This window comes from Cohnella sp. OV330 (genome assembly GCF_900112065.1).
GTDB lineage: Bacteria > Bacillota > Bacilli > Paenibacillales > Paenibacillaceae > Cohnella.
The window spans coordinates 385277-399354 of the sequence record NZ_FOKE01000005.1; the positions used below are offsets into that span (position 1 = coordinate 385277).

The 14078-nt window shown below is 58.1% G+C and carries 10 protein-coding genes; 1 reads left to right on the top strand and 9 read right to left on the bottom strand.

Translation table 11 applies throughout. The features are described 5' to 3' along the window. Window positions 1-5 precede the first annotated feature (5 nt). The 4 genes from BM235_RS14470 to BM235_RS14485 all read right to left on the bottom strand — a co-directional run bounded on the left by BM235_RS14470 (window position 6) and on the right by BM235_RS14485 (window position 3713). Window positions 6-710 carry a PIG-L deacetylase family protein gene (locus tag BM235_RS14470; RefSeq protein WP_090114344.1) on the bottom strand — a complete coding sequence of 235 codons (705 nt, stop codon included), beginning with the start codon at window positions 708-710 and terminating at the stop codon, window positions 6-8. Window positions 711-752: 42 nt separating this feature from the next. Further along, window positions 753-1586 (bottom strand): carbohydrate ABC transporter permease, encoded by an 834-nt coding sequence (locus BM235_RS14475; protein ID WP_090114357.1) that lies wholly within the window; start codon window positions 1584-1586, stop codon window positions 753-755. Next, window positions 1586-2470, bottom strand: a complete 885-nt coding sequence (locus BM235_RS14480) for a carbohydrate ABC transporter permease (protein WP_090114370.1) — start codon at window positions 2468-2470, stop codon at window positions 1586-1588. The genes BM235_RS14475 and BM235_RS14480 overlap by 1 nt, the downstream gene beginning before the upstream one ends. Before the next feature lie 67 nt (window positions 2471-2537). After that, window positions 2538-3713, bottom strand: a complete 1176-nt coding sequence (locus BM235_RS14485) for an ABC transporter substrate-binding protein (RefSeq protein ID WP_255374392.1) — start codon at window positions 3711-3713, stop codon at window positions 2538-2540. On the opposite strand from BM235_RS14485, the gene BM235_RS32050 reads away from it, so the two are divergent. Beyond that, on the top strand, window positions 3712-3915 hold the full coding sequence (locus BM235_RS32050) for a hypothetical protein (RefSeq protein WP_158543848.1): 204 nt from the start codon (window positions 3712-3714) through the stop codon (window positions 3913-3915). The genes BM235_RS14485 and BM235_RS32050 overlap by 2 nt on opposite strands. Window positions 3916-4117: 202 nt before the next feature. Here the strand turns inward: BM235_RS32050 and BM235_RS14490 are convergent, their stop codons facing one another. The 5 genes from BM235_RS14490 to BM235_RS14510 all read right to left on the bottom strand — a co-directional run bounded on the left by BM235_RS14490 (window position 4118) and on the right by BM235_RS14510 (window position 14073). Beyond that, a complete protein-coding gene (locus BM235_RS14490; RefSeq protein ID WP_158543847.1) occupies window positions 4118-7357 on the bottom strand; it encodes an alpha-L-rhamnosidase in 3240 nt (1079 codons plus the stop codon). Between the two features lie 22 nt (window positions 7358-7379). Then, window positions 7380-9377: a hypothetical protein gene (locus BM235_RS14495; protein ID WP_090114375.1), complete on the bottom strand. Its 1998-nt coding sequence runs from the start codon at window positions 9375-9377 to the stop codon at window positions 7380-7382. A gap of 177 nt (window positions 9378-9554) precedes the next feature. Beyond that, window positions 9555-11099 (bottom strand): response regulator transcription factor, encoded by a 1545-nt coding sequence (locus BM235_RS14500; protein ID WP_255374393.1) that lies wholly within the window; start codon window positions 11097-11099, stop codon window positions 9555-9557. Window positions 11100-11148: 49 nt separating this feature from the next. Continuing rightward, window positions 11149-12966, bottom strand: a complete 1818-nt coding sequence (locus BM235_RS14505) for a sensor histidine kinase (protein ID WP_090114379.1) — start codon at window positions 12964-12966, stop codon at window positions 11149-11151. Window positions 12967-13062: 96 nt separating this feature from the next. Further along, entirely contained in the window at window positions 13063-14073 is a 1011-nt protein-coding gene (locus BM235_RS14510) for a zinc-dependent alcohol dehydrogenase (RefSeq protein WP_158543845.1), read from the bottom strand. Window positions 14074-14078 lie beyond the last annotated feature (5 nt).

Genomic DNA, 14078 nt, shown 5'->3' on the forward strand with positions numbered 1-14078 from the left:
CATCATTACGGAAGTAATTTGAAGTTCGGCATATAGCCGTGGATCCGGAAGGCTCTAAAGCCTTCGGCGTACGCGAAGCCCGCTTGAAGCCCCCTGAATTTGTCGGTGATCTCCAAAATGTCGAGCAAGCCGTGCGTCTGATACACGTCCATCCAGGCGTATTGGCTCTTGTGCAGGGCCAAGGCTTCCTTTTTCGATTCGAATACGTCGGTAATGTCTACGTAGACTTCCGGCTCGAAGCCGATGCCGACCGGCGTCCCGTAATAGAAGAGAGACGGATTTTTGGCGATCGGAGGTTCGTCCGCAGGAATCAGCTTGCCGGGAATCGACAGGATGACCTCGCTCACGATTTTCCCGGTGACGGCATGATCCGTGCTCGGATCCCCGGGATAGTTCGCCAGGATCACGTCCGGATTCGCCCAACGGATCGCGTTGATGACGGCGCGTCTCGTCTCCGGCGTGTCCTGCAGGCCCTGATCGTCGAACCGCAGGAACTTCACCTCCGCGCCCAAGAGCGTCGCCGCTTCCAGCTGCTCCTGCTCTCTCACCTGCGCGATTTCTTCCCGGGTGTCGTACTCGTTGGAGCCGATGTTCCCGCTTGTCGTGAGCGCGATGAAAATGCTGTGCCCCTGCTCCTTGTATTTCAGCAGCGTGCCCGCGCAAAACACCTCGATATCGTCCGGATGCGCGCCGATCGCCAAAATGTTCATGCCGAATCCTCTCCTCTTCGCATTTGGAATGGTCGTTGCTCTTTAACCTTTGACGGCGCCGGCGGTAATGCCGGACACCATGTACTTCTGCGCGAACATGAACAGGATCAAGCAGGGAACGATGCCTACCAGAATGTCCGCGAACACCAGGTTCCAGCTCTGGCTGTACTTCCCGAAGAAGGAGTAGATGCTGAGCGGCAGCGGGTATTGCGTCGATTTGGAGAAGTACAGGTAATAGGCGACGTTGTTCCAAACGGCAATAAAGACGAATATCGATACCGTAATGGTGACGGGCTTTAAGAGAGGAAAAACGATCCGGAAATACAGCTGATAGGGATTGCTGCCGTCGATAATCGCGGCTTCGTCGATCTCGCGCGGAATCGTCTTGATGAACCCGGTGAAGAGAAAAATGCCGAAGGGGAGCGTGGCGGTCACGAAGAGCATGACCAAACCGATATAGGTGTTGTTCAAGTGAAGAATACGCATTTCCAGATAGATCGGGATGATCGAACCCGGAACGATCAAGCCCGCGATAAAGTAGTTGTAAAAGAAGGTCGAAATCTTCCGCTTGATTCTTGCCAGATAGAAGGAACACATCGAGGCGACGACGACATTGGTTATGACCGTGATCAAGCCCAGCAGCAGGCCGTTATACAAGCCTCTTAGAATGTTGGACTCTCTGAATACGACCGCGTAATTGTCCCACACCGGTTTGGACGGCAGCGTTAATCCCATGAGTCCCGCCCCCGTGGAGTCCTTAAGCGAGTTGGAAAACACCATCCAGATCGGGATCAAATAACAAAGGGCGACGACGATCATCAAAATCTCCAGGATCGCCCGGGTCGGCGTAAGCCTCCATCTCTTAAGCAGCTGCATTAGTATTCGACCTCCATTTTCCTGAACAAGCCAAGCAGCGTGAAGCTGGAGATACTAACCACAACCGTGAAGACAAGGCCCGCTGCCGCCGCGTATCCGTATAAGCCCTGCGAGAAGTTGGCGAAAATGAAGGTGCCGAACACCTCGGTCGCCCCGTTCGGTCCGCCGTTGGTCAGGCCGTATACTTCGCCGAACACGTTCAGGCCGGATATGAGCACGAGCAAGGTGTTGATGGTGAGCGCATGCATCGTTAAAGGCAGCGTGATATAACGGAATTTTTTGAGCCCGCCCGCGCCGTCGATCGTCGCCGATTCGTAGAAGTCCGCGGACACGGATTGCAGGCCTGCGAGGAAGATCACGACGGTCGACCCCAAGCCGACCCATACGCCCATGATGATGACGGAGTACAGCGCGATTTTCGGTTCCGTCAGCCAGTTTTGAGCGAGCGATCCGAGGCCGATTTTTCTGAGGAACGCGTTGATAGGGCCGTAGGTCGGATTATAGAGAGCACTGAACACCAGGGAGATGACGAGCGGGTTGATCACGACCGGCGAGAAGATGATGACCCGGTACGCGTTTTTGAACTTCACCTGATTGTTCAGAATGATGGCGAGACCGTAACCGAGCGCGATAACGAATACCGTGTGCAAAACGGTGTAGAGCAGCGTGTGCCTGATCGCTGCGAGGAACCCGGTGGATTCGAACAAATCCTTGAAGTTTTGCAGTCCGACATACGTCGGCTTCAAGAGGTAAAACGTCGACCAATCCGTAAATGCGGCCGCCAGACCCACAAAACTCGGTACGACCGAAAATACGGTGTAGAGGATGACCGCGGGAACGATAAAAAGGATCGGATAATTTCGCAAGATCATTTTGGGAACCATGGCAACCACCTTTCTTAAAAGGGATAATCCCCTGAATGGCTCATAGGATTATCCCTTTTACGGCTAATTAGAAACCTTCTGTTTTGGCGGCTTTGTTCACCTTGGCGTAATCCTTGTACCAATCGTCAAGCGCTTGCGCAGGCGCCTTGCCCGCCATCATGTCGTTCACGTGCTTGTTGAAGTCGCCCAGCTGGAAGTTCGGATCGAGGTAACCGAGCAGGAACGGCGCGGCCGGAATGTCGTTCGCGGCGATCATGTCCGCCATCGATTGCTGGAAGTGATTCAGGCCGACCGTGAAGTCCTTGTACGGGGAGATGCCCGAACCCGGCGTGCCGTCTTTGGTGTTCAGCAAAATGAAGTTATCCTTTTGCGTCGCGAAGTTGATGAAGTCGTTCGCTTCGGCCTTGTGCTTCGCGTTGACGGGAATCGACATCGCGGCCTCGTCCGTCGGCGGGAACGTAGCGGCGATATAATCGTCGCCGAGCGTGAACGGCATGTAGCCGAGCTTTTCCGCTTTTGCGGCGTCTTCCTTTTCAAAATCGCCGTAAGTGACGTCCGGATAAAATTCCATGGCGATCGTGCCGTCGAGCAGTCCTTTTTGGATGATCGGCTGATCGGAAGACAGGTAATCCTTCGCGATATACTTTTTCAAGCTCACATACCGTTTGATCATCTCGAGGTATTCAGGCGAATCGGCCGGCTTGATCTTGTTCGTCGAAATTTGCTTCGCGAGCTCCGGATTTTTCGCGAATACGTAGGCGCCGCCGACCAAATATGGCTGGTTCGCCGTCCAGGTCGACTTGCCTGCGAGGCCGAGCGGGGTGACGCCCATCGCGAGCAGTTTATCGGCAGCCGCGATGAATTCTTGATACGTCTTCAGCGGCACCTTGATGCCGGCCTTGTCGAATACTTCCGTGTTATAAATGACGCCGTAGAAGCTATGCGGAGCGACCGGCGCTTGATAGAATTTGCCGTCGATCGTCGTGACCGCCGCGACCGTCGGGTCGATGCGATCCAAGATCGGGCCGGTGATCGGCTCCAGGAAGTTGGCGGGTATATAGTTGAAGCCTTTATTGTGGAACAGCAGGTCCGGCGCGTCGTTCGTAGACATCTTGGTCTTCATGACGTTAAGGTATTGATCGTCCGGCACGACTTCTTGCTTGATCTTGTTGCCCGTAGCGGCCTCGTAGGCTTTGAGCATATCCTGAACGCCGGAACCGGCCATCCAGGAGGTCGGGCCCATGAACGTCAACTCTACGGGATCCTTGGCAGGCGCCGCCGATCCCGATGCCGCAGCCGAACTGGCCGGAGCCGAACCGCTCGGAGAAGCGCTTCCCGCCGCATTATTGTTGTTGTTTCCTCCGCATGCCGCCAGAGTGGTGGATAACGCTAGAATGAGACCAAGCGAGACCGATAACTTTCGTTTGTTTGCCATCGACTTTTAACCCCCATTTTTTTGTAGTGAACGCGTTAGTACCGTGCTCCTTCAGTCTTCGGCTTAACGTCCGGCGAGGCGCTCCTTCCCGGCTCAGTTCATCCGGATCTCCGATCGCTCCTTCATTCTACTGTCTCGACATTCCCTTGATATATAGAAAAACGTACGGGCCCTTCTTGAATATTGAACGCAAGTTTGAACGCCGAGCGCGGTCAACCGCACGCAAAACGGTAACTGCCCGATCCGACTTCCAGCTTCCAGTAGCGCCCGTCTTCTCCGACGATCCGGACGCCTTCCGCCGCATCCGCTGCGCGGCCGCCCTCGGTCAGCTTCCCGTTTCCCGCCTTGGGTACGTAGACGAAGGCCGTCGTGTTGACCGGCACCGTCACCTCGTGGACGATGCCCTCGGCCGTCGATTGCCACGCCGATCCGATCCGCCCCCGGACCGTCTCGATCGCGCCGCCGGCGAACGTCATGTCGCCCAAGAGATACGGCTTGATGACGCTGGTCTTATAGCCGTCGGACGTCGTCTTGATGCCGGCCAGATGCTTGAAGAACCAATCGTCGATCGTGCCGAGAAAATAGTGGTCGTAGGAGCGCGTCTTCGACTCCCAAGCTTCCCAGAAGGAGGTCCCGCCTTCCGCCAGGCAATAGCCCCAGCTCGGGAACGTCTCCTTCGTCGCGAGCGTATACGCGACATCGCCCCGTCCATGCTCGGTCAGCACCGGCGCCAAATACTTCGTGCCGAAGCAGCCCGTGTCCAGATGCCCGTCCTTGCTCTCCATGATGTCGCGCGCCAGGCGATCGACGACGCGGCCGATCTCGCCTTCCGGCGCGATGCCGAACGCCACCGGGAGCACGTTGGACGTCTGCCGATAGCCGGCCTCGATCTCCGTGTGGTATTCGGCGCCTTCGCGCGCATAGAACTTTTCGTTCACGACGTTCGCCAGCCGCGCTTGCGCATCCGCATAATAAGCGGCGTCCTCCGCCTTGCCCAGCACGCCGGCGATTTGCGACATCAGCGAGCAGCTGTAGCAGACGTATGCCGTCGCCAGCAGCGTGCCGCCCTCCGGCCCGATGAACGGTCCGGGCACGGCCCAATCCGCGTAGCTCTCGTCCGAGCTCACGCCGTCCTTCAGCCGGTGCAGCTCGTACTGCATGTAATGCTTCATGCCGTCGTAATGCTTGCGAAGCGTCTCCTTGTCGCCGTAATATTCGTACAACGTCCACGGCACGATGACGAACGCGCTCATCCAGGCGGGCGTCGGCGTCAGGTACAGGAACGGCCCCGGGCACGTATGGGCCACTTCGCCTGCCGGCTGCTGCGAGTCGGCGATGTCCTGCGTCCACTTGGCGAAAAACGCGGACATATCGAAGTTCATCGAAGCGCACTCCGCGATCACTTGCCCGTCGCCCGTCCAGCCCCGTTTCTCATGGAACGGCGTATCCGTCGGGATGCTGTGGAAATTGTTGAGCATCGTATTTTTCATGGCCTCATGAATCCGGTTGAACAAATCGTTAGAGCTGTCGAAGGCGCCGATCGTCTCCAGGTCGTTATGGAAAACGCGGGCTTCGACGGATGCCGGCTTCGCGGCGCTCTCGATCTGAATGAAGCGGAAGCCTTTGTAGCTGAACTTCGGCTCCCAGGTCTCGATGCCGTCGCCCTTGGCGATGTACACGTCCTCCTGCGGATTTTCCCAGAACTGATGGTCGTAGCCTTCCTTCCATATATCGAGCGAACCGTTCTCGCGGAGAATCTCCCCGTAGACGAGCTTCACGCTCGTGCCTCTCGGCGCCTGCACCGTCAGCTTCGCCCAGCCTGTGGTGATGAGACCGGCATCGTAGACGTAGACGTTCGGCGCAGGACTCGATAAATATGCGCACGGGATCGTCTCTACGACGCGAATCGGGGGGACGAAGGCGGATTCGACGCTGCCATCGTACGGCGCCATCGTATGGACCGCCCTCCAGTCGTCGTCCGCGTAGCCGGCGAGCTGCCAGCCGTCGCGTTCGAGCCGGGCATCGTATTTATCGCCGTACCAGATGTTGTCGTCGACCGTCGGACCGTCCGTCGTTCGCCACGAGCCGTCGGTGGCGATCGTCTCGCTCGTGCCGTCCGCGTATTCGATCCGCAGCTGCGCCAGCACCTTCGGCTCGATCGTGCCCGTGGCTGGATCCGGCCGGCTGAAGTTATCGCCGATCCAGTCTTTGCCGTACGCATAGTGGCCGCGTCCGAGCTCGAACGCGATGCAATTCAACCCTTCGCTTAGCAGCTCCGTGCCGTCGAACGTAATCGCGTACGTACGCTTGGGGAATTGCGTATAATCCGGCTGCAGCAGCCCGTCTCCGAGCCGCTGCCCGTTCAGATGCGCTTCGAAATAGCCCAGGCAGGCGACATGCAGCCTTGCGGACCTCACCGCCTGCTTCGCCCGGAATTCCTTGCGGAGCAACGGCGCGGAGCCGCGGCGGCGAATGTCGCCCCATGGCGCGTCGCCGTAAGACGCGATCGTCCGCGACATGGCCCAGGCGGCATCGTCGTGATCGGCAAGCTTCCACGCCGGCGCCGTCACGTCCGTCGCATCCGACTCGGCGGATACGCGCCACGTCTCGTCCGTCAAGATCGTCTCGACCGAGCCGTCGTCATAGCCGAGCTCGAACTTTCCGATGATCCCCGCCTCGGCCGACTCGGTATGCTCCACGACCCAGGATAAGCAATTCTCTCCGTCTCTAAGCTTGGCGGTAAAATCGATATAGACGAACGGGGAAGTCCAATCCTGCTTCCAGCGCGTATTTAGCTTGGCGATCGTGCTTCCGTTCGCGAAGACGGCGAACTTCGATCCGCCCGTGCCATGGAACAACGCGTAGCGAACCGTCTTGCCCCCCGGCACCTGGAAGGACTTGCGGAAATGAACGAGGCGCGGCGAATCGCCGGCAGCGCTATCAACAGCACCGTTTGCAGCACTATCGGCAGCGCCGTCGGCAGCTTTGCCGGCGGAAGCGCCGCTCTCCGGCAGATCGAGGGAATGCCACGCCCACTTGGCTCCCGTCAGCGGATTGCGTCCCGTATCGCCGCCGATCCATTCGGCTGCCCACTCTTCGGGTCGGAGCAAGCCCGTCTCGAACCATGCGACAGCGCTCCATTCGGAAGCTTTGCCGTCTTTATCCCACGCCATCGCCTTCCAGTAATAGCGGGTTTCCGAATCCAACGGCTCGCCCGCGTAACGAATCTGCAGCGTCTCGTCGGATTCGACCTTGCCGCTGTCCCAGCATTCGCCTGCTTCGCGGCCAAGCCGCTCTTCGTCGCGGTCGACGACGATCCGGTACGCGGTTTGCCGCTCGGCGCGCCGATCCGATGCCAGCTTCCAGCCGAACAAAGGCTGCTTGCTGCCGATACCAAGCGGATTGACGGTATTTTCCGTCTTCAATTCGTAAAGCGCCAGCTTGTCGCTCATTCGGTTCACCCCGCAAATCGTATTATTGCGTATAGAAAATCCGGCTCTGCCAAACGCCGACATTGTCTACGGACACCGTCGGCTGACGCCCTTCGCCGGTCGGCGCGCCGCCTTGCCGGTGCTTGACGCTCGTGCCGTCGGGCAGCAGCTCGTAGATGTCCTTGCCGGCAGCCAACGGATAACCCAGCTTAACCTCGAACGGCCCGGTCTCGTCGTACGAAGCGTTCAGCAGCAGGATCAGCCAGCCGCTCTCGTCCGCCGAATATTTGACGAACGGAACGACCCGCAGCGTTTTGTCGATGAAGGCGGGAAGATGGCCGCCGCACAGCCATTCGCCGATGCGGAGCAGCTGCTTCCGCTTGAAGCCGGAGTGAATCATCTGCCACGGCGCATACCCTTGAACGGCGACCCTGCCGCCCCATTCATTCTCGAATACGGTCGACACGGGACCCAGCTCGTCTTTCGTATAGCTCGCGAGCCTGCTGAGCACCCTCGTCTTGTCGCTTGTCGGCTTCAGCTCGTAAGCAATGCCTTTTTTCATCGAGAACCGGACGTCGCGCTGTTCGCCGGCGTCGTCTCCGTTCAGCGGGTCGCCCGTCAGAACCTCGGTGACGCCGTTATCGTACGTCCGCACGATCTCTGCGCCGCAATATTCGCCAAGTCCCCTGGCTGTCAGGATCTCCAGCGATTTGCCGTCCATCAATACGCCGCCGCGGAGCATTTCCCGCAGTTCCTCGGTCGTATAGCCTTCCGCCGCGTTTTCGCTCAGAATCGTGCCGCGGGCCTCCGCCTCGTTCATGGACAGAGGAAAGCCTATCTCGCTGAGCGTATAGAAGTTCAGGCTGTTATCGACCGACAAGCTGTCGAACCAATTGCCGTTGCCCACCGTTCTTTTCGCTTCGTGGAGGGGGGACAGCGCCGGATACATGCCCCCCGTCCCGTATGCGCCCGCGATCCGTTCGATCTCGGCCCAGCGGGGCCGGATCGCCTCGATCGCGTCCATCAGCTCGTGGTATTCTTCCAGCGAGCCCAGCTCTCCCCTCAGCGCGTCGAAGGCGACGCCGTTGCACCCCGATACGATGGCGGCCGTGCATTCCTCGAGCGTGATGCGAACCGACTTGGACAAGCGATGGAACGGGAAATTTTCCAGCTCGTACTGGATGTCCCGCACGAATTCGGGATAATGCGCGATCTGCCGGTTGACCTCATGCGCCTTGCGCACGAGTCCGAACGGCTTGGCGTCGTCGAAGAAACCGCCGCCGGGCCTGGCTCTGCCCGCCTTCAGCGCCGAGAACCAGCCCGGATAGTCCACGCCCGTATACGTCGAGATGCCGAGACTGACCGTCATGAGTCCGAGCTCGATCTTGTCGTCCACGCGATGCACCGCTTCTTCGATATGCGCGAGCAGCCGTTCGATCGATTCGGCGTTTTGCCGTATCCACCGTTCCCGCGTCTCGCCCCCGTCCGGGGCGTTCAATACGTCGACCAATTGCTCGCGCGCGTACGCCGTTCCATGCTTCCGGTTATAGATGTCGATGCATATCGGACAAAAGCAGGCATAATCGCTCGAACCGAGACCGAACATGCGAATGTCGTCATCGACCCAGACGAACGACGGCCCCGCTTCCGCGACGAGCGTGTACTTGCGGGCGATATATTCGCGGAACGGTTCCGAATTCGGGCAAAACGTGCTTTTGGAGGTCAAACCGTCCCGCCCGACGGTTCCCTGAAACGGGACCGCGGGCAGCCAGTCCCACGCTTCGTCGAAATGGCCGAGCGTCGCCAGCATGTTGATGCCCACGTTATTGAAGCCGCTCTCGCGCAGCCGCGTCAGCCGATCCTTCATGATGCGGCACAGCTCGCCGAACCAGTCGAGCGGATTGTAGCCTTGATGCCAATACTCGGTGAATAACATGATTTCGTCGACGGCGTTGCGATGCTTCATTAAAAAGTCGAGCAATTCCCTGAATTTTTCCTCCGATTCGTATCGGGGAACGAGAATGCGGAAGCTGAGCTTCATCGGGGATACCGCCTTTTTTAAAATGGTTTGGATTCATTGTAGAACCGCTTCCATCCGCGAGGAATAGAAAATCGTCCTGCCGCGTATTCAAATATGAACGGTTTTAAAGCATGCGAAAACGGCCCCGGACGATAGCAATCGATCATTCAGAGCCGTTCTTAAAACGATTGGATTCGGCTATTCGCCGGGCCGGTTCAAGCTTTCGCGATACTTCGTCGGACTCATCTCGGTTACCGTCTTGAACACGTGGCTGAAATAGTTCTGATCCGTATAGCCGACGATCTCGGCGATTTCCTTGTTCAGCATTTTCGGATAATCGCGCATTAGGTCCTGGGCGATCTTCATCCGAAGCGAGGTTAAATATTCGACGTAGGATTTATGGCTGTAATCGCGAAAAAGGTTGCAGATGACCGTCCGGGAAACGTGGAAATGGTCCGTTAGCGTCTGCAGCGAGAGCGGTTGGCCGATATTGGAGGAGATATACATTTCGATCTTGTCGAACAATTGCCTGGCGTCTCCGTCCCCGGAGCCCTCGCCCGCGAACTGGAACGCGCTGTCCAGCATCGTGAAGAACGCTTCCTTCAGCTCGCCGAACGTGCGGCACGTATCGACGAGCTCCTCGATTCGCGTCTCCAGCGTTTTGTATTGCGACACCGACGAGGTGCGGTATTGCTGCTCGAACAAGTGAACGATCCGCTTGAGATTGATCTCCGCGATCATGCTCGTGCAGTCTTGCTGTTCCCAGTTGTCGAACAAGTCCGAGATCGAGCGCTTCAAGCCGGGCACGTCCCGTTTCTGCAGCAGCAGGACGAAGCGCTTCTCGTCCGTCGCGGAGAACTGCGCGGCAGGCTCCGCGAACTCGGCCTCCAGGGCGACCGCGCGAGGCTTGCCGATGCCGATCCGTTCGGACAGCGCCATGAAGAGCCGCTTGTGCAAGGCGCGGATCTCTTCGAGCCGTTCGAACGGGCCGCTATAGACGATGGTAGGGAGGACGCCTTCGCGCGCGCAGCACTGCTGGGTCGCCTGAAGCAGCGGCGGGAACCTGCCCGGATTCAGGTCGAACAATCCGAAGATCAACAGGATCGACTTGCGGTCGTCCGACGGCAGGAACCAGCATTGCTCCCGCTTTTCCATATGCTCGCTTAGCTCGCGGCGCATCGGCTCAAAGTCGACATCGCTCTTCGGCATCAGCAGTCTGACGTCGTACAGCGCTTCGACGTTCTGGATGAGCAGCATCCGATAGCCCTTGAAAGGAAAGATCGCCTGGACGGCGCCGTTCTCGAGCACGCCTTCAAGGGCCCCGCTCAGGATCCCGTGCAGGATCTCCTTCGACCTGTTGTAGCTGTGGTTCCGGTTCATGTCCAGCAGCTTGAGCAGCACTTCCCGCAGCGCCGCCGTATCGACCGGCTTGAGCAAATATTCAACCACGTTCGCCTTCATCGCTTCGCGCGCGTATTCGAACATCGGGTAGGCGCTGATGACGACGACGTGAACGGAAGGAGAGCGGACCTGAATCGCCTTGGCCAGCTCGATGCCGTTCACGGCGGACATCTGGATATCGGTGAACACCGTGTCCGGATTCGTCAGCGGCATTTGCTCCAACGCGGATTGTCCGCTGTAGCATTCGGAGACGATCTCGAAGACGGTGCCGAGCTGTTCGCTAAGCTGCAGGATGCGCGCTCTGAGCTTTTCGATGGAGAACGGATCGTCGTCTACCAGCATGATGCGCACAGGCATCCCTCCTAAAGTCGAGTACTTGGCTGCAGCAGGCTTACCGTCTTAAAGGCCCCCGCAACCGGATGCGAACGCCAGAGACGTCCTCCCGATTTTCGATCTCGTACGCGAAGTTGTCCTTGAACATGAACTTCAGCCGGCCCATCGAATTGGCGACGCCCATGCCGCCTTGGGACATCCCTTCTCCTTCCGCGCTGGAGAGCATTTGCTTGAGATAGTCTTCGACCTTCGCGATGACCGCGGCCAGTCGTTGCTCCGTGATGCCGACGCCGTTGTCCTCGATCTGGATGATCCAATGGGCGGACTCGATATATGCGCTGACGACGACTTCCAAGCTGTTCGTAGATTCGTTGAAGCCATGCTGAATGCTGTTCTCGACGAGCGGCTGCAGGATCAGCTTGGGCACGACGAGATTGGTCAGCATCGGGTCCACCTCGATTCGGTACCGGAGTTTATCCACGAAGCGGATTTTCATCAGCTCCAGATACTGAATCGTAAACGCGAGTTCCTTCTCCAGCGTGATGATCGGGGATTGCGTGGAGATCGAGTAGCGGAAAAAGCCGAGCAGATTTTGACTTAACGCGCTCACCTGGTTCAGATTGCGATCCTCCGCGCTGGACTGGATGAACCCGAGCATATTAAAAAGGAAGTGCGGGTTGATCTGCGCTTGCAGCATATCGAAATGCGCCTGCAGCTGCAGCGTTCGGAACCGGACGGTATCTTCCAGCGAATTTTTGAGCCGCTCGCTCATGTTGCGGAAGGAACGGTTGATCAGATGAATCTCGTCCATCTCGTATTTATTGTCCATATTGAGTTGCTCGCCGCTCTCGTCCAGGCTGATCCGGTCGATCGTTCTTTTCAGCTGCTTGAGCGGACGCGTTAGTATTCGGGATAAAATGTAGAACAGCGCGACCGAGATCAGAATGAGAAGGAGCATGGCCGCGATCGCGACGTTGCGGAAATTGACCAGGGAAGCGAAAACGACCTTTTTGGGAACGGTCAGCATGACGGAAAAATCGGATGGATCGTTTAATTTGTAAAAAACATACTGCTTATCTCCGAACGACTTCGCCATGAACGGATATTTTTCGCCGGAGGACAGCTGCTTCAAACGGCCGTATTCCTGCCGCTGGGCCTGCGTGAGTCCCTTTTGGCCGCTATCGGTCGAATAAATGATCGCGTCCCCGAAAAAAAGGTTCAGCTGCGCGCCTTTGATCTGGCGCAGCGTCTCCAGGTCCACAAGTTCGTCCGCCTTGACCATGACCTCGAGCATGCCGGCTCTCGTCTCCCACGGCAGCAGCATGCGGCTGAAAACGAATACGGGGTAGGCATTCGCCGTATTCCAGGGATCGCGCGACTCGTAGCTCAAGAGCGTCTCTCCGTTGGTGGCCGCGATCCGCTTCAGCTCCTCGTATTGCCCGTACGGGCCGACGGAGGTGGGATCGTCTTCGCTATCGGATATGAGATCGCCCTCCATCGTGAACAAACGGATATTGACGGCGTCCGGATACACGGTCGACAGCATCGTGACGAAGCTTTTGAGCGCGCCCCTCAGCTGGTAACGCTCGTAGAAATCCTGGGAGCTCGCAAGCCCGTTCAGGTAATTGACAGCCGGACTGTCGTTCGAGATCGACGACCAATAAAGCAGCTGGCTGAGGACATCGAACTGGTTGACGCGCTCGTCCAGCCGATCCTTGATTTTCGAGGCCGTCTCGTCGAATCTGGAGATCGTGTTCTTCTCGATATTGTTCTTCAAGTAGACGTACATCGGCATGCAGACCAATAGAATGATCGCGACCACGATGAGGGAATACGTCAGGAAAAACTTCGTGTGCAGACTGTTCCAAAACCGCATGTCGCCGCATCTCCTCCCAAGCTCGCTTCACCGGGCGGTTCGTATGGAATTGCGCCCATTCTATCACGTCGGAGCCGGGTTGCGTACCTGCGGCGCTCATTGGGTTCGGGGCTTCAAAAAGATTTTGGAAAATCGGCTAATGCCTTCCGCCAGCTCTTGAAAAGCAGCGGGACCTTCGTCCAAAGAACGCGTCTCCGTCCACCCTTCGATGGCGATGTCGCCCCGCGTCAAAAGCGCGACGGCTTGCCGAAAATCTTCGCGGGAATACGTATAGGCGCCGATCAGCGAGATCTCTTGCCTCACCAGATGATTCATGGGCAGCTCCGATTTTCCTTGGCCCAACCCCACCATAATGACCGCGCCGCCGGGATCCACCAGGTTCATCGCTTGCTCTCTCGTCGCCTGCACGCCGACGCAATCGATCGCGACCGGGATCCCTTGCGGGAAGAGCGCTTCGCGCCGATCCTCGATCTCCCGCGGTGAGAGACCGATCGCGCCTAACTTTTCAGCGTGCGCCAGCCTGGCCGGCTGAAGGTCGAGTACGACGATGTTGCCGGCTCCCATCTGCCGGGCGGCTGCCACGCATAGCAGTCCGATGGGTCCGGCGCCGTAAACGAGCAGATCGTCCAGCGGCTTAAAACCCAGCTTGATCGCATGAATGGCTACGGCTAACGGTTCGGCCAGCGAAGCCAGGGAAGCATCCGTGTCCTGCGGTACCCGAATCGCGTTCTCGTAAGGCACCGCGACGTACGCCGCAAAAGCGCCGGGCCGATGGATACCGATAATCTTGCGGTTGCGGCAGATGTTGTACGCGCCCCGGCGGCAGCTCGCGCAAGTACCGCAAGCGATCAGCGGATTGACGACGACTTTGTCCTCCGGCGCTAGCCCGCGGACCTGATCGCCCAGGGCGACGACTCGCCCGCAAAACTCATGCCCCATGACCAGCGGCGGCACGCGAACGCTGCTGTGGCCCAGATAGCCCTCCAATTCGCTGCCGCAGATGCCGACGCTTTCTACCCTGACGAGCACTTCATCGGGTCCGATGCTTGGCATGTCGACTTCTTCAAGCGTCAGCTTTTCCGGTCCCTGATAGATTAATGCCTGCATGCTTC

What these genes read in the sequence shown, in the direction of transcription:
- BM235_RS14470 (WP_090114344.1), bottom strand. Translation starts at nt 710, where the DNA reads ATGAACATTTTGGCGATCGGCGCGCATCCGGACGATATCGAGGTGTTT.
- BM235_RS14475 (WP_090114357.1), bottom strand. Translation starts at nt 1,586, where the DNA reads ATGCAGCTGCTTAAGAGATGGAGGCTTACGCCGACCCGGGCGATCCTG.
- BM235_RS14480 (WP_090114370.1), bottom strand. Translation starts at nt 2,470, where the DNA reads ATGGTTCCCAAAATGATCTTGCGAAATTATCCGATCCTTTTTATCGTT.
- BM235_RS32050 (WP_158543848.1), top strand. Translation starts at nt 3,712, where the DNA reads ATGAACGTCAACTCTACGGGATCCTTGGCAGGCGCCGCCGATCCCGAT.
- BM235_RS14485 (WP_255374392.1), bottom strand. Translation starts at nt 3,713, where the DNA reads ATGGGCCCGACCTCCTGGATGGCCGGTTCCGGCGTTCAGGATATGCTC.
- BM235_RS14490 (WP_158543847.1), bottom strand. Translation starts at nt 7,357, where the DNA reads ATGAGCGACAAGCTGGCGCTTTACGAATTGAAGACGGAAAATACCGTC.
- BM235_RS14495 (WP_090114375.1), bottom strand. Translation starts at nt 9,377, where the DNA reads ATGAAGCTCAGCTTCCGCATTCTCGTTCCCCGATACGAATCGGAGGAA.
- BM235_RS14500 (WP_255374393.1), bottom strand. Translation starts at nt 11,099, where the DNA reads ATGCTGGTAGACGACGATCCGTTCTCCATCGAAAAGCTCAGAGCGCGC.
- BM235_RS14505 (WP_090114379.1), bottom strand. Translation starts at nt 12,966, where the DNA reads ATGCGGTTTTGGAACAGTCTGCACACGAAGTTTTTCCTGACGTATTCC.
- BM235_RS14510 (WP_158543845.1), bottom strand. Translation starts at nt 14,073, where the DNA reads ATGCAGGCATTAATCTATCAGGGACCGGAAAAGCTGACGCTTGAAGAA.